This window comes from Streptomyces sp. NPDC101165 (assembly GCF_044768135.1).
In the GTDB taxonomy this organism is placed as follows: Bacteria; Actinomycetota; Actinomycetes; order Streptomycetales; family Streptomycetaceae; genus Streptomyces.
On sequence record NZ_JBIWPG010000019.1, the window covers coordinates 36,954 to 53,847 of the forward strand.

The following is a 16,894-nucleotide window of genomic DNA, read 5'->3' on the forward strand; positions in this document are numbered from 1 at the left end:
CCGCCCCGCAGGGCGCGGGGCGGGCGAAACGGTACCGGTCCGTCAGACGAACAACGCGCCCTGTTCGGCGTCGGCGGGCAGGTCGAGCAGGGCGGCGTCGGCCGGCGCCGCGGCGATCCACTCGCCCCGCCACGTTCCGTCGACGCGCTCGGCCTGCTCGATCATGGCGAGGACGTCGTCGAGTTCGGCGATGCGCGCGGCGGTCCTGGCCTTGGCCTGCCGCTTGGCCTCGCGCGCGGCCTCGACCTGCTCGGCCGTCGGCTCGAACTGGTGCCGGCGCTTTGGGTCGTCGTCGCACGCGGCGCCGTGCGTGATGCATCGGGGCCGCTCCTCGACGGCGCCCTGCTCGACCGTGTCGGCCGCGGCCTGCTCGGCGGACTCCTCGGCGTTGCACTCCTCGCACTCGTCGACCGACTGCTCGTTGTCGCGGTGGTCGGGGCACAGCAGGTCCCATGTGTACGTCGGGTCGCCGGCCGGGGCCTCCTCCTCGACGTTCCACTCGGCGGCGCGGTTCGCGGCCTGCACGGCGCAGTCGTACGCCTCGACGCAACCCTCGTCGTTGAATACGCCGGCTTCCTGGTTGGGCTGCTTGCGGGCGCACGCCTTGATCGGGTCGCCGGATACGACGGGGCGGACGGCGATCCGGTGCAAGCACTCGGGCGCGGCCGGCTCGACGACGGCCGGCGCCGCGGCGGGCGCGAGGCTGCTTGCCGGTCGCCGGATCCATGTCCACGGGTCAACCAGGAATCCCGACGCGGCCGGAGCCTGCTCCTCGACGACGGCCTGCTCGACCGCGGCCGGCGCGGCGTCCTCGGTGGGACGGTGGGCGAACACGCACTGCGAGGAACGCAGCAGCTTCTCGACGGTCCAGCCGGCGCGCTCCATCGTCCACGCGAGGCAGTCGAGGCTCGCCCCGTACCCCTTCTCGTCGCGGCGGACGATGCGGCCCTCTTCGAGCCAGTACAGGGCGACCCGGCCCTGCCCGCGCGGGTCGAGCAGGTACCCGCGCACGGTGCGCTCGTTCTCGGTCGGCTCGGTCACGTCGTGGTGATCGGTCATGGGCGCCGCGGCAAGGCGGGCGAGGGGGACGCGCGCGGCGGCGACGTCGGGGTGCGAGGCGTTGCTCGGGGTGCTGCCCTCGGCGGTGCCGGCGTGCTCGACGACGACGCCCTCGACGACGCCCTGCTCGACGACCGCCGGCTCGACGGTGGCGCGGTCGGTGAAGAGTGCGCCCTGCTCGGTGTCGCGCTCGATGGGGAATAGGGTCTCGGCGTCGTCCTGCGCGCCGATCCACTCGCCGCGCCACGTTCCGTCGGCTGGGGTCGGCTCGGCGTCGGCCTGCTCGATGGTGTCGACCAGGTCGACGACGGCGGCGGCGAGGGGGGACGCGTCGGCGAGGCGGCGGGCCTCAGCGCGCTTCTCCGCGGCACGGTGGCAGGGCGCGCACAGCTCGTATCCCTTGTCGAACAGGGCGACGGCTTCCTCGACGTCGAGGTACCGCGTGATGGCTCGACCACACAGGCCGTCGTCGTTGCGCGGCGAGTAGTGGACGCGCTTGCCCTTGCCGATCACTGCGTATGTGACGCCGGCCTGCTCGGTGAACGTCTCCTGCTCCATGGGGTTAGCTCCCGTGGTTGTGGTGGGTGCCGGTGTGCAGCCGGCGGGGTGAACAATGCCGACTGTACTAGGTTCTGAACTAGATTCACAAGGGGTTTGAGCAAAGGGCCCGGATCAACTCCGGGCCCTGCTCCGTACGTTGGGGGTGGGGGTCATGCGGCCCGGGGGGTGCCGGCGTCCGGGGCCCCGGGGGTGAGCAGCAGGGGCAGGCAAGCCGGCCACTCCCACACGCGACGGCCGCGGGCGTCCCGTCCGGTGTCCGCCCCGCACGCCTCCCCTGTCCGGCAGGTGACGGTCGGGGGGTCGGCCGGCGCCGCACGGATGACCAGGGCGCCCCCGCACGACGGGCACGGGGTCGGCAGGGTGCGGCTCCCGGTGATCGCGTCCGCGGCGACGATGCGGGCGACGCGCTGCTCGCAGGCCCGGGCCACCCGTGCGGCTTCGTGCAGTGCCCACTCGGGGAGCGGGGCGAACGGGGCGGCGAGCAGGGCGTCGCCGAGCAGCTCGGGCTCGGTGTCCTCGTCGAGCACGCGCCCCTCGACGTACACAGCAGCCCAGTGCAGACCGTGCGCGCGGGATCCCGTGGCGGTGCGCGCGTCCGGTGCGCCCGGGTCGGGGAACGTCCAGCGGCGGACGTCGTCGGGGCCGGCGTGCTGCACGGCCGCGGCGAGGGTGTCGGCGAGGTCGAACACCTGCTGCTCGACGAACAGGGCGACGTCGAGGGCGTCGAGGTTCGCCGGCGCCGGGTGCTGCCGCAGGGTGAGCGGCGCCCGGTCCTCGACCAGTAGGGCCCCCTCGTCCTCGGCCCCGGTGTTCAGGAACGCGCGCGTCTCGGCCGGCGGCCACGTCGAAGGGGCGGGCGGCGTCTCGACGGCGGCGAGCAGGGCGCCCCACTGCTCCCGGATGGTGCGCAGTCGCTCGGCGGTACGTATGGCGACGGGGTGCTGCACGGTTGGTGTCTCCTCGGTGGTGCGTCGGGTCGCGGCCTGCTCGGTGCGCCCCGCGGTGCTCATTCGGCGGCGGGCGTCTGCTGCTGGTGGATGCGGTGCGAGGTGATCAGGGAGCAGCGCCGGCAACGACGGTGACGGCGGGGTGTCCACGACGGGACGACGTCGACGGGCTCGGCCTGGTGGGGCTGCTCCTGCTCGGCGTCACATCCGGGACATGAGTCCTGCATGAGCACGTACCGATGTGCGCACAGCACGTGCGGGCGGGCGGTCACTGCTGCTCGGCGAGGGCCTGCTCGGCGACGGCCGCGCGCTCCTCGGCCTCGGCGATGGCCTGTTCGGCGGCGGCGACGCGCTGCTGCTCCCGGCGTACGGCGGCCTGTTGTCCGCCGGACTCCCGGCGGTACCGGTCGCCCTCGGCTATCTCGGTGGCGACCAGGGTGCGCAGCAGCTCGGCCTCGGCCGGGGCGGTGCGGGCGTACCGGGCGAGCAGGTTGTCGACCTGCGCGCGGCGGGCGAGGCGGGCCTGCTCCCGTGCGGCGCGGGTGTTGCGGCTCATCGTGCGGCCTTCCTGGTGGCGAGGGCGGTACAGGTGGGGCAGGTGGGCGAGCAGACGCCGCGGGTGTCGGCCGGGTGGCGCCTGCTCGGTCGAGGGGATCGGAAGTTGGCGGGGCGGACGATGCCGACTAGGCGGTCGAGGGCTCTCACGGTGTGGTGTCCCGGGCGGTCGAGCAGGCCGTGCAGCCGGACGGGCACGGGCGGCGGGGGTGGGCAAGCAGGGCGCGCAGTTCGCGGTCGAGGTGGTCGGGCCGGCGGCACACTCGGGCGCAGGTCTGCACGATGCCCGGGGAGAACACGACGACCAGGGCGACCAGGGCGACGCCGGCCGGGCTCATCGGGTGACCACTGCCGCGCGCGGCACGTCGTAGAACGCGAGCAGCTCCCCCTCGGCGACGCGCAACTCGGCGTCGTCGACGGGGCGGTCGGCCCGGGTGAGTTCGGCGCGCACGGTGTCGAGCAGCTCGGCGACGTCGAGCAGGGACGCGGGGAGCGGCAGGGCGTGCTCGGTACGGGTCAGGTGGACAGTGCGGCGGGTGGGGCTCGACACGGGGCAGGCTCCGTTCGGGAAGGGGCGGGAAGGGGAGAGGTGGGCGCCGCCCCCTGCGCACGGGGGCGGCATCGACCGGTCGCGGGCGCGACTCAGTACGGGGGCTCGTCTCCGTATCCCTGGGCGGGGTACTGCTGCTGCGCGTACTGCTGCTGGGGCTGCTGGGGGCGCTGCTGCTGCGCGGTGTTCCACGGGTCGTTGGCCGGCTGCTGGCGCTGCTGCTGGTCGTTGCTGCCGTTCTGGCCGGTGGTCTTGGTGACGGTGGCGGTGGCGCGGAGCAGGGACGGGCCGACTTCCTCGACGTCCAGCTCGACGACCGTGCGCTTTACGCCCTCGCGGTCCTCGTAGCTGCGCTGCTTGAGTCGGCCCTGCACGATGACGCGGGATCCGCGGGCGAGGGACGCGGCGACGTTCTCGCCGAGGGTGCGCCACGCCGAGCAGGTCAGAAAGAGGCTGTCCCCGTCTTTCCACTCGTTCGCGGTCTTGTCGAACACTCGGGGGGTAGAGGCGACGCGGAACGCAGCGACGGCCGCGCCGCTCGGCGTGTACCGCAGCTCGGGGTCGTCGACCAGGTTTCCAACAACGGTGATCACGGTTTCGCCGGACAACGGCACTCCTCTTTCGAGCATGAAACGAAAAGCGGAAAAACGAATCGTACGTGAAATCTACCGGGCATGGGTATGCGTTGTCGTCCCGGTTTGGGGAGGGGGTCTACCGAATCCCGCGGCCGTTGACCACGTGCCGGCAGGTACGACGGCCGCGGCTGTCCCGGCTGGTCGGGGCCTGCCTCATGAGCCGCTCGTACATGTCGGTCCGGTCGTCGTCGAGTACGTCCTCGACGGGCGCAGGCGGGGCGACGGGCGCCGGCTTGGGCTCGACCTTCGGGGCCGGCACGGGCGGCCGGTACGTGCGGACATGGCGCCACTGCCAACTACCGACGTCCTGCTCGACGGTGGCCGTGGCGCCGGCCGCGGCCCACTTGCGGGCGAGGGCGACGACGCGGGCCCGGTCGGTCTTCTCGTACCGGCTCTCGGGTGCGGGGGCCGGCCAGACGGCGATCACCCGGAACGTGCGCGGACGGCTCATGCGGCGGACTCCTGACGGCCGGTGTCGTATGCGAGGGCGGCGGCGGCCTCGATACGGCTCGGGTGGGCGGTCTTCATCGGGCGGTGCGAGGTGGCGCCGCCGCGCGGGACGACGCGACGGGCGCGGCAGGACTGGTTCACGGCCGCGCCGCACCATCCGCACGGAACGGCGAGGACGTCGGGGAGTCCCTCGGCGACCAACTGCTCGCGCCGGGCCTTGGCCGGTCGGTACGGGGCGAGGTCTTGCCGGACGTGCGGGGGGATGCACGAACCGATCGCGCGCAGGCGGGCCTCGACGTTCGGGTCGATCGTCGAGCCACTCGTGATGGCGCGCTGCTCGTTCGGGGGGCGCTGTCCGGCGAGGACGGCGTGACGGGTACCGAGCAGCTCGGCCCGCCATGACTCGACGTCGTCCGGGTCGGCGGTTGGCACGGGGTCGGTGTGCCGGGCGAGGCGGTCGGCGGAGTGCTTCGCCCACTGTCGGGCGACGTCCACGGGCAGGATCGGGTACGGCGAGCTGACGACGTGCGCCCGGATCGCGTTCCGGGCGTCCCACCCGTATTCGGTGGCGAGGGGGACGTCGCCGAGCAACTCCTGCCACTGGTCAAGCTGGTCGCCCAACTCGCCCGGGTCGGTGCGCATCGTGCGGGGGTCGAGGCGGCCCATGTAGGCGAGCAGTCCGGCAATTTCACGGCGTTCCATGGGTGTTACTCCGTTCCGGTCGGGGCGTCGTCGAGCAGGGCGAGCAGGGCGGCGGTGTGTGCGTCGGCGCGGGTCATGCCGGCCGGCGGTGCGGGGGCAGGGGATCCGCCGGGCAGGGCGTAGAGGTTCGGGCGGCCCGGGGCGGGGGTGCGCTCCCGGGTGATCCACGAACGCCAGTCAGCGGCCCATCCGGCGACGGGGCGGGGAGCAGCAGCAGCTCGGTACGCGCGCCACTTCTCGTCGGCGGCGCGTAGGCCGGCCTCGCCGAGTCGGTCGAGGTGTCCCTCGCGCTGTGCCCATGCGAGGGCGTCGTCGTCGACCTGCCACTCGGTGGCGGGGGAGAGAGCAGCAGCTCTCTTACCGTTCACCTTCGGTTCTCTTCTGTTCTGGGGGTCGGATTCCGGTCCTGCGCCGGGTCGGACTCCGGTCCCCCCGGGGGTCAGAATCTGGTCCCCCGGGTCGGAATCCGGTCCCCCCTCGGACGGGTCGGCGGGGCTGGAATCCGGTCCCCCGGGGGTCGCATTCCGGTCCCCCTCGGCGGGCTGCTCGGCAAGGAATCGCGCGGCGGCCGGCAGGTGGTAGTACGTCTCTCCGCGCGGTCCCTTGCGGCCGGGGAGCAGCAGCAGCTCGTCGCCGGCGAGCAGCTTGTCGAGGGCGTCGCGTACGGCCGTACGGGAGGCGTTCGCGCGCTTCATCAGGGCGGGGACGGACGCGTACGCCATGCAACGCCGGTCGACGCACCGGTCGGCGATCAGGGCGAGGACCATGCGGGCGGTGCCCTTGCTGCTGCTGTGGTCCCACACCCATTCGCGGGCGTCGTAGCTCATCGGGTCGTACTCCTACAGGTCAAGGTCGAGGGCGAGCTGCTCGGCGCGGGGGCGGCAGTCGTACGGGGGGAGCAGGCCGGGGCGGTGCGGGTGGTGTCCGCGGGGCGGCCGGCAGTCGAGTGCGCACTCGACGACTTCGCGCGGTGTCATCCGGCGGCCGTTCGGCCGGGTGATGGCGAGGGGGTGCGGGGTCGGGTCGAGCAGGTCGCCCCCCGGCGTGCGGATCACGGGGAGTCCGCACGCCGGGCAGGGGATCATCGGCGGTGTCAGGGCGGGCCGTCCCCGCCTGTCGGCCACGGCGCCGGCGTACCGGGCTCGGCCTTCCCGGCTAGGGCCGCGGGCGTGTGCAGGGGGCATCGGGGCCCTTGGATGTACGGCCGGGCCCCGGGGATGCGGCAGTACCGCCGACGGTCGCCGATCCAGTGCGCGCACTTCATGCGGCTGCCCCCTCGACCAGGGCGAGGGCGTCGACCTGCCCCGGGCCGGCCGCGGCCTGCTCGGTCCTCGGCTTGCGCCGGCGGGGCTTGCGCGGTGCGGTGGGCACGGTCTCGGGGTATGGCCGGTCGTCGCCCCCGATGCCGAGCTGCACGGCCGGCGGCGGGAGCAGCAGGGGCCACTCGACGCGGGCGAGAGCCTGCCGGTTCTTCGCCGGCACGGGGGCGAGGGACTCGTCGAGCCAGTCGTGCCCCATGGCGAGCAGCGCGTACGCGTCGGCCTGGTTGTCGTCGCGCAGTGCGACGCCGTACCGCGGGCCGACGGCCTCGACGACGGCCTGCTTTCCGGCCCGTCCGTTGCCCGTGGCGTACTTCGCCCGGGCGGTCGGGGTGACGACGGCGACAGGGATGTCGAGGGCGGCGAGGCGGTCGACGACCAGCCACCAAAGACCTGCGCGGTCCCACGTTCCGGCCCCCTTCGAGCCGTAGCTCGGACCCTCGACGACGGCGAGGTCGCACGGGGCTACGGCCTCGACGATGCGGCCGGCGAGGCGGTGCAGCCGCGTACGGCGCATCGCGTACGTGTCGGTCCGCTTGCCTGTGCTGCCGAGGGTCCGCGCCCACCCGGCGCCGGCAATGCCGGCACCGGTCAGGGACAGGTCGAGTCCACGAACAATGCGGCTCATGCTGCGGCCACGCTCTCGTCGGCCGCGGCCGCGGCCGGGGCTGGCGGCGCGAGGGCGGGCAACACGATCGGGGCGAGGATGCCGGCCCGCCACGCATCTGCGACCAGTTCGCGGCCGGCGCGCTTCACCTTGGTTTCGCGGGTGAAGTTCACGGAGTGCGTACGGGCGCGGCTCGGCTTGATCTCCACGCCCGGAACGTCGAACAGTTCGCCGGTCTCGGCGTCGTGCACCTGCGCAACGCCGGCGGCCGTCATCTGTTCGAGTAGCAGCGTTACGAACCGCGGCTGCACACCCTTGACCAGTCGCGCCGGCACGGGCCGGACCAACTTGGTTATGGCCTCGCTCGGGAACGTCTTGTGCGCCCACTCGACGAACGCCTGCTCGTCTGTGATCTTCGCGGCCGTCTCGCCGCCGCTCAGCCGGACGTCGCCCACCTTGGTCCCGTCCGGCAGGGTGGCGTCGAATTTCGTTCCGCCGGTCGTGCGCTGCTGCTCGTCGAGCATCGCCTGCACGTCCTTGCGTGCGTCCTTGTACGCCCTGTCGACCTGGTCGAGCAGGGCTTTTAGGACGGCCTCTTTCGTCGTCGCGGCCTTGATCTGCGCCGCGGTGAACTTCGGCGCCTCGACGGCCTGCTCGACGCTCTCCTCGGTGCTCATGCGGCGGCCCCCTCGGCGGCGGCGCGCAGGTCGGCGGTCAGGCTGGCGAGCTGCTCGACGGTGCAGTCGGCGGCCTTGCATCCGGTCTCGGCCGTAGCGATGTCGTCGAGGTGCGACGGTTCGAGGGCGAGGGCCTGCCCAGCGGCGAGCAGCTCGGCGAGGGCGACGGCGTGCTGCTGCCGTGCGGCGTCCGCTTCCGGGTCCGGGGTGACGGGCCCGGACGGGACGGCCGTGGGGCGCGTGGATCCGGTCTTCGGCGCGGCCGGCTGGCGCGGCGACTGCTTCTGCGCGGCCTGCTCCTTCTGCTGCGCGATGGCGTCCAGCTTGGCGAGGTACTCCTGCGGGGCGTTCTCGACGACGGCCGCTGCGCGCACCTGGTCGAAGCGCTCGCGCGACTCGGCGGCCTGCGCGTCGGCGAGGTAGTCGCGCGACGGCCCGCCCTGCGCGGCCGGCTGCTGATCCGGCACGGCCCGCGGTCCCTGCCGCGGGGGCGCCTGCTTCTGCTGCTGCGCGGCCGGCTGCTCCCACGGCCCACCCTCGGCGCGCTTGCTGCGCTGCACCTGCTGCTCGGCGGCCGGGGCCTGCTCCTCGACGACGGGGGCCGGCTCGGGCTTCACCGGGGCGTCGTCTGGCACGGCGGGCGTCTCGGCCGTCTTCGGGGCGGTGTGCGCGGCCGACCACAGACCGACTGCCGCACGGGATCCGTCGTTGTAGAGGCTGAGTCCGAACTGATCACCCAAGTTGTGCGCGCACCGCTTCAACGCCTGCGACAGGGCCGTTTTCATGGCCTGGTCGTGCGCGTCGCCGAGGGACGGCTGATTGCGGCTGTCACCCATGGCGGCGTCGTCGTATGCGGTGAGCACGCGGCCGTCGGTCGTCTTCACCGTGAGGCGCACCTGCGCCCGGTAGACAACGGTCCAGCGGCCCGGGTTGATCTCCATCTGTGCCACGGGGGCGAGTTCGAGCGTCTCGTCGGACCAACCACCGAAACCGAATACGCGGTTGAGCCAACGGCGCACGTCCCACGCTTCGAGGTGCGACTGCCCGCGCAAGTTCTGCACGCGGCTCGGGTTGATCGGGGCGAGCAGGGTGGTTACCTGCTCGGGGGTGAGGTCGACGGGGCCGGCGGTGGCGGCCGGCGCGTTGTGGTGCAGGGGGATGACGGTCACGCGGGAACTCCGTTCGTGCTGGGCAGGTCGAGGACGTCGAGCAGGTCCTCGCGGGCGCGGTCGAGGCCGGCGGCGGCCGACTCGCGCCCGTAGTCGGTGGCGGCGGGGTAGTGCCGCATGTGGTCGGCGTGCGCCCGGGCGGCGGCGAGGTCGAGCAGCAGGTGCTCGACCGCGGCCGGCTCGTCGGCGAACGCCTCGGCGAGGGCGTCGAGGACGGTCTCGGCGGTCATCGGAGCTCAGCCGGGATTTCCGTGGTGACGGGGGCGAGGCGTCCCGGGCGGAGGTCGTACCGGTACTCGCTGCTCGACCACTGCGCGCGGGGGTAGGCACGGCGCAGGACGGCGTACGCGGCCCGGTGCGTCTCGGCGTCGACGGCGAGTGGCAGGCGAAGGATGTCGGCGAGGTGGACGTGCACGACCGTGCGCGGGCCGTGGTCCCCGTCGATGAAAACGGGTGTCGTCGTGATGCTGTCGACGTCACCGACGATGCGGCGCAGATCCCGCGCGACGATGACGGCGCGGACGGCCTCGGCGGCGGAGTGGCGGCGGCTCATCGGGTGACCTCCGGGAAGTACAGGGTGGCGGCGGTGGCAAGTGCGGCGATCCGGCGGGGGGCGGGCAATGTCCGGAGCCACGCGAAGAGTTCGGGCAGGTCGACGGCGAGCGGGCGCTGCTGTCGGTGCGGGTGGGTAAGGTTCATGACGGGACCTCTCGTGTTCGGTACGGGGTCTCTCTCGCCGCCCCGGTCGCACCCGGGGCGGTTTTTTCGTGGGTTAGGCGGCGCGGACAGGCGCTGCCGTAGGCGCGGGAGCCTGCTCGACGCGGGCCGCACGGCGGAGTCGGCGCAGAGTCAGTTCGATTTCGTCGGCGCTCTGGAATGAGCCGACGGCGGCCTGCTCGGCGGCTTGCCGAATCGGAAGCGCGTCGCGACGGGCGCGTGCCTGGTCGAGGACACGGCGCGCGTTGGCGGCGGCCTGTTCGCGGGTGATCACGATCGTCATGCGGCGGCGTCCTCTCGCATCAGGTCGACGGGGGTGAGTCCGTACGTCCGCTCGATTGCGGCGAGGCCGGACGGTCCGGGGCTGTTGCGGCCGGTCGCCCACCGGTAGACGGCGAGGTACGGCACGTTCATGCGCCGCGCCATGTCGGCGGGCGTCTGGTCGCCCTTGGCCTGCGCAGCGGCGACCAGGGCGGCGGGGGCGAAAGACATGACGGTTCCTTTCACGACACGATCGCGCTTGATCTCGTTCGTGAATGAAACGTAGCATCAAAATTTCATGCGTGAAATCGATTTGGCGTGCAACCTTTTCGGGCTGCGCTGGGTCGCAGAATCGGGCGGAACCGCCTCGGACCTGGGCAACGTCCTGTCGGACAGTGTTCGCGTCGTAACGGGAGTGACAGGAGTGAAGTCCGGGCTCTATGCTCGGATCGAAGGTTTGTTCGAGACGGAACGGACCTGGCGGTGCTGCACGGGGGAACGGGGGAGGGGTGGACTATGCCAAATCCCGGTCCCGGTCGTGCGGATCTGTCACGCGCGATATCTTTCACGCATGACACAAGATGCGTCGAAGCAGCACACGCCCGAAACCTTCGCCGCGTGGCTCCGAGAAATGATGACCAGGCTTGGTTACCCGGAGCGCGGCGGACAGAAGAAGTTCGCCCAAGACGCCGGCCTCAGCGCCCCGACCGTTTCGCGCCTCCTACGCGCTGACGGGCTCCCAGACACACGGACCCTCGAAGCGCTCGCCGTAGCCCTACGGGTCGGACTTCCGGAAATCCTGGTTCGGGCCGGCGTGGTCAAGCAGGAAGACCTCGCCAAGCTGCGACCCATCAACCCCAACCCCATTACGTCGAGAGAGGCCGCGGCCGAACTCGGCATCACAAGTCCCGAAGGTATCGAGGCGTTCGAACGGATGGTGAGCGGACTTCGAGCAGTCGAGACGGACGAGCGCAGCGCCAACGGATAGCAAGGAGCCGCACCACATGCACATCACGCGCGATCAGGTCGCCGCAGCAGTCGCCTACGCAGTATTCGTCATCGGCCTTGTCCTGGTCGCGGTCGCGTCCGCCCAGGGCGACCGGCCACGCATGGCGGACACCGGCGCCGGCGTCGCCCTCGCGGGACTGCCGTTCGTGATTCTGGCCCAGGTGCGGCGCCAACACCACATGACCGCAGAGAACAAGGAAGCTATCCGCCGAGAGGGTTATCGGCTTGGGCTCGACCATGCCGCCCGTGGCCTGCTTATTCCCCCGCCGCAGCCGAGCGACGGCGCGAGCGCCACCCCCGGCGCCGCGACCGTGCACCGCCTGTACGCAGTCCCGCAGGCCGATGACCGGACTGCGGAACACCACGGAGGGGAACGCAAGGCACGTTGAACATGACAGAGACAGAAATAGAGGAGTGGACCGCGTACCTGCGCGTGTCCACCTGGCGCGAGGACAAGATCTCCCTTGACCTCCAACGCGCGGCACTTCAAGCCTGGGAACGGCGCTACCCCAACCGCCGCATAGTCGAGTGGGTCGAAGACCCAGACGTCACCGGTCGAAACTTCAAGCGAAAGATCATGGGGTGCATTCGCGGCGTCGAAGAGCGCGGCCGGCGCGGCATCGTCGTATGGAAGTTCTCTCGGTTCGGCCGTAACGACGTCGGCATCGCGGTCAACCTCGCCAGGGTCGAGCGCGCCGGGGGAGACCTCGCCTCAGCAACCGAGGACATCGACGCCCGAACAGCAGTCGGTAAGTTCAACCGACGCATCCTGTTCGACCTCGCCGTGTTCGAGAGCGACCGCGCCGGCGAGCAGTGGAAGGAAACCCATCAGTGGCGCCGCGCCCACGGCCTTCCCGCCACGGGCGGGAAGCGCATGGGTTACGTCTGGTACCCCCGGCGCATCCCACACCCCACGCTGCGGGGCGAGTGGACCCTGCAAGAGGAGCGGTACGAGGTCGAGGAAGCGGCGCGCGACCACATCGAGGCCCTATTCGAACGGAAGCTCGGCAAGGAACTGCCGACGCCGGACGGGTACGGACAGCTCGCCGGGTGGTTCAACGATCTTGGGTACCGCACGGCGGACGGCAACCCGTGGCGATACGACAGCCTGCGCCGCTACATGCAAAGCGGGTTCGCGGCCGGCCTCCTTCGCGTCCACGATCCCCGCTGCCGGTGCGACTACACCGCCAACGGCGGCACCTGCAAGAAATGGATCCATATAGAAGGAGCACAAGAGGCGATCATCACGCCGGAAACCTGGGAGCGATACGAAGAACTGTCCAAGGAGCGCGCCGCCCTCACACCCCGGACCAGAAACCCCACGTACCCCCTCACCGGACTCGTCCGCTGTGGAGGATGCCGCAAGGGCGCCAATGCCACATCCGCACGGCGCAGCGGCGGGCAGGTTCGCGGCTACGCCTACGCCTGCGGGGAGTCAAGGCACAAGCTCTGTGACAGACCCGTATGGGTGCAGCGTGCTCTCGTCGAGGATGAGGTGCACATGTGGCTCGCTCGGGAAGTAGCGGCCGTAGTTGACGCGGCCCCATCGTCGCCCGTCGTCCTGAACGATGACCAAGGGCGCAAGCAGGCGCGAGCCGCCAGGGACAGGGCCCGTTTGGAGGCGGAGCACACACGGCTCATGTCGGGGTTGTCGAACCTCGCCGCAGACAGGGCTCTCAACCCGGACGCCTATCCCGATGGGGTGTTCGAGCAGGCGCGCGACCGTCTGCTCGCACAGAAGCGGAACGTTGCCGAAGCACTGGAAGCCGCCGCCGTCGCGGAGGTAGCTCCGGACCGCTCCAAGCTGATCCCTATTGCCGTCGGCCTGCTCGAAGAGTGGGACACGCTTGTTGCCGCGGAGAAGAACGCCATTCTCCGTTCGCTGGTTCGCCGAGTAGTCGCCACGCGGGGAGCCAAGGGCGTTCGCGGGCTGGAGAACAGCGGCAAGACCAAGGTCGCGATTCACCCGCTGTGGGACCCCGATCCGTGGGACGACACCCCCGCCTAAGATCTCGTCCTCACTGGACGTAACGACTCGTTTTATAGGCCCTGTCCCTCGACGAGGCACCCGAATTCCACAGCCAGACGCTGGACGCCCTGCGACAGCCCCTGGAGTCCGGACACGTGGTGATCGCGCGCAGCGCGGGCGTGGTCCGGTTCCCGGCGAGGTTCCTCATGGTCCTGGCGGCCAACCCCTGCCCCTGCGGACGCTTCTCGCAACGGGACTCCCTGTGCGACTGCCCGCCCTCGACGATCCGCCGCTACCAGGCCCGGCTGTCCGGCCCGCTGCTGGACCGGGTCGACCTGCGGGTCGAGGTCGACCCGGTCACCCGCGCCCAGCTCACCGAACCAGGCGCCCGCGGCGAGCCCAGCGCGACCGTCGCCGACCGGGTCAGGGCAGCCCGGGAGCGGGCGGCCGTCCGGCTCGCCGGAACGCCGTGGCGCGCCAACAGTGAGGTGCCCGGACGGGAGTTGCGCAGCCGCTTCCATGCGGCCGCCGGCGCGATGGACGAGGCCGAACGCAATCTGGAGCGGGGCGTGCTCACCGCCCGCGGGATCGACCGGGTGCTGCGCGTCGCCTGGACGGTGGCGGACCTCGTCGGCCACGACCGCCCGGACGCCACCGACGTCTGCCTCGCCCTGCAACTGCGCACCGGAGTGCCGCGGGGCGTGCCCATGGCCCTCGGGGCCCTGACATGACCACAGGACCCGACCCGGCCGGGGAACTGCTCGACCGGGTCTTTCTCGCCCGGGTCATCGAGCCCGGGGACGAGGTCGGCGGACGGTGGCTGCGGGAGTTCGGGGTGGGGAAGGTGGTGCGGCGGTTGCGGGATGGCGGAGAGCCGTTGCCGGGGGTGAGCGGGACTCGGTGGGGCGGGCTGGTCGGGCGGGCCCGGCGGGCCGAGCCGGAGCGGGATCTCCAGGTGGCGCGCGCCGCCGGGATGCGGTTCGTCTGTCCGGGCGACGCGGAGTGGCCGGGACAGCTCGATGACCTCGGGGACGGGCGGCCCACCGGGCTGTGGGTGCGGGGGCCGGCCGGTCTGCGGATGTGGGCGCTCAGGTCCGTGGCCGTCGTGGGAGCACGTGCCTGCACCGAGTACGGCGCCCATGCCGCGGCCACCCTCGCCTCGGGCCTGGCCGAGCGGGGCTGGGTCGTCGTGTCGGGCGGTGCGTACGGGATCGACGGAGCCGCCCACCGCGGCACCCTCGCCGCCGGCGGAGCCACCGTCGCCGTCCTGGCCTGCGGCGTCGACCGGCCCTACCCCCGCGGCCACTCCGCCCTGATCAACAGGATCGCGGAACAGGGTCTGGTGGTGGGGGAGTTGCCACCTGGTGATCACCCGACGCCGAGCCGGTTCATCCTGCGGAACAGAGTGATCGCGGCGCTCACCAGGGGCACCGTCGTCGTGGAGGCAGCCTGCCGCAGCGGTTCGCTGGTCACGGCCCGGGCCGCCGCCCGCCTCGGGAGGTTCACCATGGGTGTGCCCGGGCCCGTCACCAGCGGACTCTCCGCCGGCGTGCACGAACTGCTGCGCGGCGAGGCCGTCCTGGTCACCGATGCCGCGGACGTCGTCGAACTCGTGGGCGACATCGGCGAGCTGGCCCCGCCCCGGAGAGGCCCCGTACTCCCGCGTGACCTGCTGGAACCGGCCGCCCGGGCCGTCCTCGCCGCCCTGCCCGGAAGCCGCGCGGCCCCCGTCGGGGAGATCGCGTGCGGCGCGCGCACCACGCCGGACGACGCGATCGTGAGGCTGTACGAACTCCGAGCACTTGGATACGTCGAACGACACGGCGACGGCTGGAAGTTGACACGCCAGGCGATGATCTCGGCCCGGAGCTGTCACGGTCCGTGCTGACCGAGGAGGTTCGGCCGTCCGGGGGAATCCCCTACACCCTTGGGATTTCCCGGAGTTGACCCCTTTGCCCGGTCACGCAGAGCAAGCTGCGGAGCGCGGTGGCGCGGACGGCGGAAGAGGCCCGCGCAGGAGTGGACCCTCCTTGTTCGCACACCGCGACTCCCCAGTCACGCTACGCTCACGAAAGTCCGGGCGCAGACCGCGCCAACTCGGCATCAGGCAGACAGCTCACCCAGGTACGGCAGAACGGCACAAGGCGACGAATGCCCCAGCACACCTCCGGGTCCGACCGGACGGCGATCCCCGCAGCCGCCCGCGACGGTGGCAGCGTGCGACCGCCCGCTCCCTCGACGCTCGACGAGCTGTGGCGGTCGTACAAGGAGACGGGGGACGACCGGCTGCGGGAGCAGCTGATCCTGCACTACTCGCCGCTGGTCAAGTATGTGGCGGGCCGGGTGAGCGTCGGCCTGCCGCCCAACGTGGAACAGGCCGACTTCGTCTCCTCCGGGGTGTTCGGGCTGATCGACGCGATCGAGAAGTTCGACATCGACCGGGAGATCAAGTTCGAGACGTACGCGATCACCCGGATCCGGGGCGCGATGATCGACGAACTGCGGGCGCTGGACTGGATCCCCCGGTCCGTCCGGCAGAAGGCGCGCAATGTCGAGCGGGCCTACGCCACCCTGGAGGCGCGGCTGCGGCGGACACCGACGGAAGGGGAGGTTGCGACCGAGCTGGGCATGGAGGTCGACGAACTCCATGCGGTGTTCAGCCAGTTGTCGCTGGCCAACGTGGTCGCCCTGGAGGAGCTGCTGCATGTCGGCGGCGAGGGCGGGGACCGGCTCAGCCTCATGGACACGCTGGAGGACACCGCCGCCGACAATCCGGTGGAGGTGGCCGAGGACCGGGAGCTGCGCCGGTTCCTGGCGCGGGCGATCAACACGCTGCCCGAGCGGGAGAAGACCGTCGTCACGCTCTACTACTACGAGGGGCTCACCCTCGCCGAGATCGGCAATGTGCTCGGGGTCACCGAGAGCCGGGTCAGCCAGATCCACACCAAGTCGGTGCTGCAGCTGCGGGCCAAGCTGGCGAGCTTCGGGCGCTGAGTCCTCCCTTCCGGGGTGGGGTGTCCGTAAAGTGGTTGACGTGCCAAGGATTCGAGCGGCCTCCGTGGCCGAGCACCGGTCGATGCAGCGAGCCGCCCTGCTGGACGCTGCGCGGTCCCTGCTGTCCGAGGGTGGGACGGAGGCGCTGACCTTCCCCGCCCTCGCCGAGCGGACGGGGCTGGCGCGGTCGTCCGTCTACGAGTACTTCCGCTCACGGGCCGCCGTGGTCGAGGAGCTGTGCGAGGTCGACTTCCCCGTATGGGCGGCGGAGGTCGCGGCGGCGATGGAGCGGGCGTCGTCGGCCGAGGACAAGGTCGAGGCGTATGTGCGGCAGCAGCTGGCGCTGGTCGGGGACCGGCGGCACCGGGCTGTGGTGGCGATCTCGGCGAGTGAGCTGGATGCGGGGGCGCGGGAGAAGATCCGGGCCGCGCACGGCGGGCTGGTCGCGATGGTCGTCGAGGCGTTGGGGGAGATGGGACACGGGCAGCCCCGGCTGGCGGCGATGCTGCTGCAGGGGGTCGTGGACGCGGCCGTGCGGCGCATCGAGCTCGGCGCCGCCGAGGACCCCTCCGTGGTGACGGATGCCGCGGTGGCCATGGCGCTGCGCGGTGTGAAGGGCTGAGGCCGGCCGGCGCCGGCCGGGGTGGGGTTGCTGCCCGCGCTTGCGGGGTGCCGCTGCGCCCACCCTCGACCGGCCCCCCCACACACACACAC

General features: G+C 71.9%; 26 protein-coding genes. 7 read left to right on the top strand and 19 right to left on the bottom strand.

The annotated features are described in order from the left end of the window. Positions 1 to 42: 42 nt before the first annotated feature. From ACIRVH_RS33875 to ACIRVH_RS33965, 19 genes are all read right to left on the bottom strand, one after another. Entirely contained in the window at positions 43 to 1,617 is a 1,575-nt protein-coding gene (locus ACIRVH_RS33875; protein WP_403961354.1) for a hypothetical protein, read from the bottom strand. Positions 1,618 to 1,769: 152 nt separating this feature from the next. Beyond that, the gene (locus ACIRVH_RS33880; protein WP_403961357.1) at positions 1,770 to 2,630 is read right to left on the bottom strand and encodes a hypothetical protein; all 861 of its coding nucleotides are present in this window, start codon (positions 2,628 to 2,630) and stop codon (positions 1,770 to 1,772) included. Continuing rightward, positions 2,627 to 2,794 (bottom strand): hypothetical protein, encoded by a 168-nt coding sequence (locus ACIRVH_RS33885; protein WP_403961360.1) that lies wholly within the window; start codon positions 2,792 to 2,794, stop codon positions 2,627 to 2,629. The genes ACIRVH_RS33880 and ACIRVH_RS33885 overlap by 4 nt, the downstream gene beginning before the upstream one ends. A 41-nt stretch (positions 2,795 to 2,835) precedes the next feature. Next, positions 2,836 to 3,123 carry a hypothetical protein gene (locus tag ACIRVH_RS33890; RefSeq protein WP_403961363.1) on the bottom strand — a complete coding sequence of 96 codons (288 nt, stop codon included), beginning with the start codon at positions 3,121 to 3,123 and terminating at the stop codon, positions 2,836 to 2,838. Between the two features lie 145 nt (positions 3,124 to 3,268). Beyond that, a complete protein-coding gene (locus tag ACIRVH_RS33895; RefSeq protein ID WP_403961365.1) occupies positions 3,269 to 3,460 on the bottom strand; it encodes a hypothetical protein in 192 nt (63 codons plus the stop codon). Then, complete coding sequence (locus ACIRVH_RS33900) at positions 3,457 to 3,672, bottom strand: hypothetical protein (RefSeq protein ID WP_403961368.1); 216 nt, start codon at positions 3,670 to 3,672, stop codon at positions 3,457 to 3,459. The genes ACIRVH_RS33895 and ACIRVH_RS33900 overlap by 4 nt, the downstream gene beginning before the upstream one ends. A 92-nt stretch (positions 3,673 to 3,764) precedes the next feature. Beyond that, positions 3,765 to 4,280, bottom strand: a complete 516-nt coding sequence (locus ACIRVH_RS33905; RefSeq protein ID WP_403961370.1) for a single-stranded DNA-binding protein — start codon at positions 4,278 to 4,280, stop codon at positions 3,765 to 3,767. Between the two features lie 103 nt (positions 4,281 to 4,383). Beyond that, positions 4,384 to 4,758 carry a hypothetical protein gene (locus tag ACIRVH_RS33910; protein ID WP_403961372.1) on the bottom strand — a complete coding sequence of 125 codons (375 nt, stop codon included), beginning with the start codon at positions 4,756 to 4,758 and terminating at the stop codon, positions 4,384 to 4,386. Then, on the bottom strand, positions 4,755 to 5,459 hold the full coding sequence (locus tag ACIRVH_RS33915) for a hypothetical protein (RefSeq protein ID WP_403961375.1): 705 nt from the start codon (positions 5,457 to 5,459) through the stop codon (positions 4,755 to 4,757). Before ACIRVH_RS33915 ends, ACIRVH_RS33910 begins: the two co-directional genes overlap by 4 nt. Before the next feature lie 5 nt (positions 5,460 to 5,464). Further along, complete coding sequence (locus tag ACIRVH_RS33920) at positions 5,465 to 6,286, bottom strand: helix-turn-helix domain-containing protein (RefSeq protein WP_403961380.1); 822 nt, start codon at positions 6,284 to 6,286, stop codon at positions 5,465 to 5,467. Positions 6,287 to 6,298: 12 nt separating this feature from the next. Next, positions 6,299 to 6,583, bottom strand: a complete 285-nt coding sequence (locus ACIRVH_RS33925) for a hypothetical protein (protein ID WP_403961383.1) — start codon at positions 6,581 to 6,583, stop codon at positions 6,299 to 6,301. Positions 6,584 to 6,719: 136 nt separating this feature from the next. Then, positions 6,720 to 7,406 carry a hypothetical protein gene (locus tag ACIRVH_RS33930; RefSeq protein ID WP_403961387.1) on the bottom strand — a complete coding sequence of 229 codons (687 nt, stop codon included), beginning with the start codon at positions 7,404 to 7,406 and terminating at the stop codon, positions 6,720 to 6,722. Beyond that, the gene (locus ACIRVH_RS33935; RefSeq protein ID WP_403961390.1) at positions 7,403 to 8,062 is read right to left on the bottom strand and encodes a hypothetical protein; all 660 of its coding nucleotides are present in this window, start codon (positions 8,060 to 8,062) and stop codon (positions 7,403 to 7,405) included. Before ACIRVH_RS33935 ends, ACIRVH_RS33930 begins: the two co-directional genes overlap by 4 nt. Further along, a complete protein-coding gene (locus tag ACIRVH_RS33940) occupies positions 8,059 to 9,231 on the bottom strand; it encodes a Rad52/Rad22 family DNA repair protein (RefSeq protein WP_403961393.1) in 1,173 nt (390 codons plus the stop codon). The genes ACIRVH_RS33935 and ACIRVH_RS33940 overlap by 4 nt, the downstream gene beginning before the upstream one ends. Beyond that, the gene (locus ACIRVH_RS33945) at positions 9,228 to 9,461 is read right to left on the bottom strand and encodes a hypothetical protein (protein ID WP_383751602.1); all 234 of its coding nucleotides are present in this window, start codon (positions 9,459 to 9,461) and stop codon (positions 9,228 to 9,230) included. The genes ACIRVH_RS33940 and ACIRVH_RS33945 overlap by 4 nt, the downstream gene beginning before the upstream one ends. Beyond that, positions 9,458 to 9,784 carry a hypothetical protein gene (locus tag ACIRVH_RS33950; protein ID WP_403961397.1) on the bottom strand — a complete coding sequence of 109 codons (327 nt, stop codon included), beginning with the start codon at positions 9,782 to 9,784 and terminating at the stop codon, positions 9,458 to 9,460. The genes ACIRVH_RS33945 and ACIRVH_RS33950 overlap by 4 nt, the downstream gene beginning before the upstream one ends. Then, a complete protein-coding gene (locus ACIRVH_RS33955) occupies positions 9,781 to 9,930 on the bottom strand; it encodes a hypothetical protein (protein ID WP_403961402.1) in 150 nt (49 codons plus the stop codon). The genes ACIRVH_RS33950 and ACIRVH_RS33955 overlap by 4 nt, the downstream gene beginning before the upstream one ends. 73 nt (positions 9,931 to 10,003) lie before the next feature. Then, the gene (locus ACIRVH_RS33960; protein WP_403961405.1) at positions 10,004 to 10,231 is read right to left on the bottom strand and encodes a hypothetical protein; all 228 of its coding nucleotides are present in this window, start codon (positions 10,229 to 10,231) and stop codon (positions 10,004 to 10,006) included. Beyond that, entirely contained in the window at positions 10,228 to 10,440 is a 213-nt protein-coding gene (locus ACIRVH_RS33965; protein ID WP_403961408.1) for a helix-turn-helix domain-containing protein, read from the bottom strand. Before ACIRVH_RS33965 ends, ACIRVH_RS33960 begins: the two co-directional genes overlap by 4 nt. Before the next feature lie 340 nt (positions 10,441 to 10,780). Between ACIRVH_RS33965 and ACIRVH_RS33970 the strand changes: the two genes are divergently transcribed. From ACIRVH_RS33970 to ACIRVH_RS34000, 7 genes are all read left to right on the top strand, one after another. Then, positions 10,781 to 11,197 carry a helix-turn-helix domain-containing protein gene (locus tag ACIRVH_RS33970; RefSeq protein WP_403961411.1) on the top strand — a complete coding sequence of 139 codons (417 nt, stop codon included), beginning with the start codon at positions 10,781 to 10,783 and terminating at the stop codon, positions 11,195 to 11,197. Between the two features lie 16 nt (positions 11,198 to 11,213). Then, a complete protein-coding gene (locus ACIRVH_RS33975; RefSeq protein WP_403961414.1) occupies positions 11,214 to 11,606 on the top strand; it encodes a hypothetical protein in 393 nt (130 codons plus the stop codon). 2 nt (positions 11,607 to 11,608) lie between these two features. Continuing rightward, the gene (locus ACIRVH_RS33980) at positions 11,609 to 13,225 is read left to right on the top strand and encodes a recombinase family protein (RefSeq protein ID WP_403961417.1); all 1,617 of its coding nucleotides are present in this window, start codon (positions 11,609 to 11,611) and stop codon (positions 13,223 to 13,225) included. Between the two features lie 41 nt (positions 13,226 to 13,266). Continuing rightward, positions 13,267 to 13,917 (top strand): ATP-binding protein, encoded by a 651-nt coding sequence (locus tag ACIRVH_RS33985; protein ID WP_403961757.1) that lies wholly within the window; start codon positions 13,267 to 13,269, stop codon positions 13,915 to 13,917. Beyond that, positions 13,914 to 15,074, top strand: a complete 1,161-nt coding sequence (gene dprA, locus ACIRVH_RS33990) for a DNA-processing protein DprA (protein WP_403961420.1) — start codon at positions 13,914 to 13,916, stop codon at positions 15,072 to 15,074. Before ACIRVH_RS33985 ends, dprA begins: the two co-directional genes overlap by 4 nt. 263 nt (positions 15,075 to 15,337) lie before the next feature. Continuing rightward, entirely contained in the window at positions 15,338 to 16,180 is an 843-nt protein-coding gene (gene whiG, locus ACIRVH_RS33995) for an RNA polymerase sigma factor WhiG (protein ID WP_145883421.1), read from the top strand. A gap of 64 nt (positions 16,181 to 16,244) precedes the next feature. Beyond that, positions 16,245 to 16,802 carry a TetR/AcrR family transcriptional regulator gene (locus ACIRVH_RS34000; protein WP_386576660.1) on the top strand — a complete coding sequence of 186 codons (558 nt, stop codon included), beginning with the start codon at positions 16,245 to 16,247 and terminating at the stop codon, positions 16,800 to 16,802. The last annotated feature ends 92 nt before the right edge of the window (positions 16,803 to 16,894 follow it).

Coding starts and splice junctions, on each gene's coding strand:
- ACIRVH_RS33875 (WP_403961354.1), bottom strand. CDS start 1,617: ATGGAGCAGGAGACGTTCACCGAGCAGGCCGGCGTCACATACGCAGTG.
- ACIRVH_RS33880 (WP_403961357.1), bottom strand. CDS start 2,630: ATGAGCACCGCGGGGCGCACCGAGCAGGCCGCGACCCGACGCACCACC.
- ACIRVH_RS33885 (WP_403961360.1), bottom strand. CDS start 2,794: ATGCAGGACTCATGTCCCGGATGTGACGCCGAGCAGGAGCAGCCCCAC.
- ACIRVH_RS33890 (WP_403961363.1), bottom strand. CDS start 3,123: ATGAGCCGCAACACCCGCGCCGCACGGGAGCAGGCCCGCCTCGCCCGC.
- ACIRVH_RS33895 (WP_403961365.1), bottom strand. CDS start 3,460: ATGAGCCCGGCCGGCGTCGCCCTGGTCGCCCTGGTCGTCGTGTTCTCC.
- ACIRVH_RS33910 (WP_403961372.1), bottom strand. CDS start 4,758: ATGAGCCGTCCGCGCACGTTCCGGGTGATCGCCGTCTGGCCGGCCCCC.
- ACIRVH_RS33915 (WP_403961375.1), bottom strand. CDS start 5,459: ATGGAACGCCGTGAAATTGCCGGACTGCTCGCCTACATGGGCCGCCTC.
- ACIRVH_RS33920 (WP_403961380.1), bottom strand. CDS start 6,286: ATGAGCTACGACGCCCGCGAATGGGTGTGGGACCACAGCAGCAGCAAG.
- ACIRVH_RS33930 (WP_403961387.1), bottom strand. CDS start 7,406: ATGAGCCGCATTGTTCGTGGACTCGACCTGTCCCTGACCGGTGCCGGC.
- ACIRVH_RS33935 (WP_403961390.1), bottom strand. CDS start 8,062: ATGAGCACCGAGGAGAGCGTCGAGCAGGCCGTCGAGGCGCCGAAGTTC.
- ACIRVH_RS33945 (WP_383751602.1), bottom strand. CDS start 9,461: ATGACCGCCGAGACCGTCCTCGACGCCCTCGCCGAGGCGTTCGCCGAC.
- ACIRVH_RS33950 (WP_403961397.1), bottom strand. CDS start 9,784: ATGAGCCGCCGCCACTCCGCCGCCGAGGCCGTCCGCGCCGTCATCGTC.
- ACIRVH_RS33955 (WP_403961402.1), bottom strand. CDS start 9,930: ATGAACCTTACCCACCCGCACCGACAGCAGCGCCCGCTCGCCGTCGAC.
- ACIRVH_RS33960 (WP_403961405.1), bottom strand. CDS start 10,231: ATGACGATCGTGATCACCCGCGAACAGGCCGCCGCCAACGCGCGCCGT.
- ACIRVH_RS33965 (WP_403961408.1), bottom strand. CDS start 10,440: ATGTCTTTCGCCCCCGCCGCCCTGGTCGCCGCTGCGCAGGCCAAGGGC.
- ACIRVH_RS33970 (WP_403961411.1), top strand. CDS start 10,781: ATGACACAAGATGCGTCGAAGCAGCACACGCCCGAAACCTTCGCCGCG.
- ACIRVH_RS33975 (WP_403961414.1), top strand. CDS start 11,214: ATGCACATCACGCGCGATCAGGTCGCCGCAGCAGTCGCCTACGCAGTA.
- ACIRVH_RS33980 (WP_403961417.1), top strand. CDS start 11,609: ATGACAGAGACAGAAATAGAGGAGTGGACCGCGTACCTGCGCGTGTCC.
- dprA (WP_403961420.1), top strand. CDS start 13,914: ATGACCACAGGACCCGACCCGGCCGGGGAACTGCTCGACCGGGTCTTT.
- whiG (WP_145883421.1), top strand. CDS start 15,338: ATGCCCCAGCACACCTCCGGGTCCGACCGGACGGCGATCCCCGCAGCC.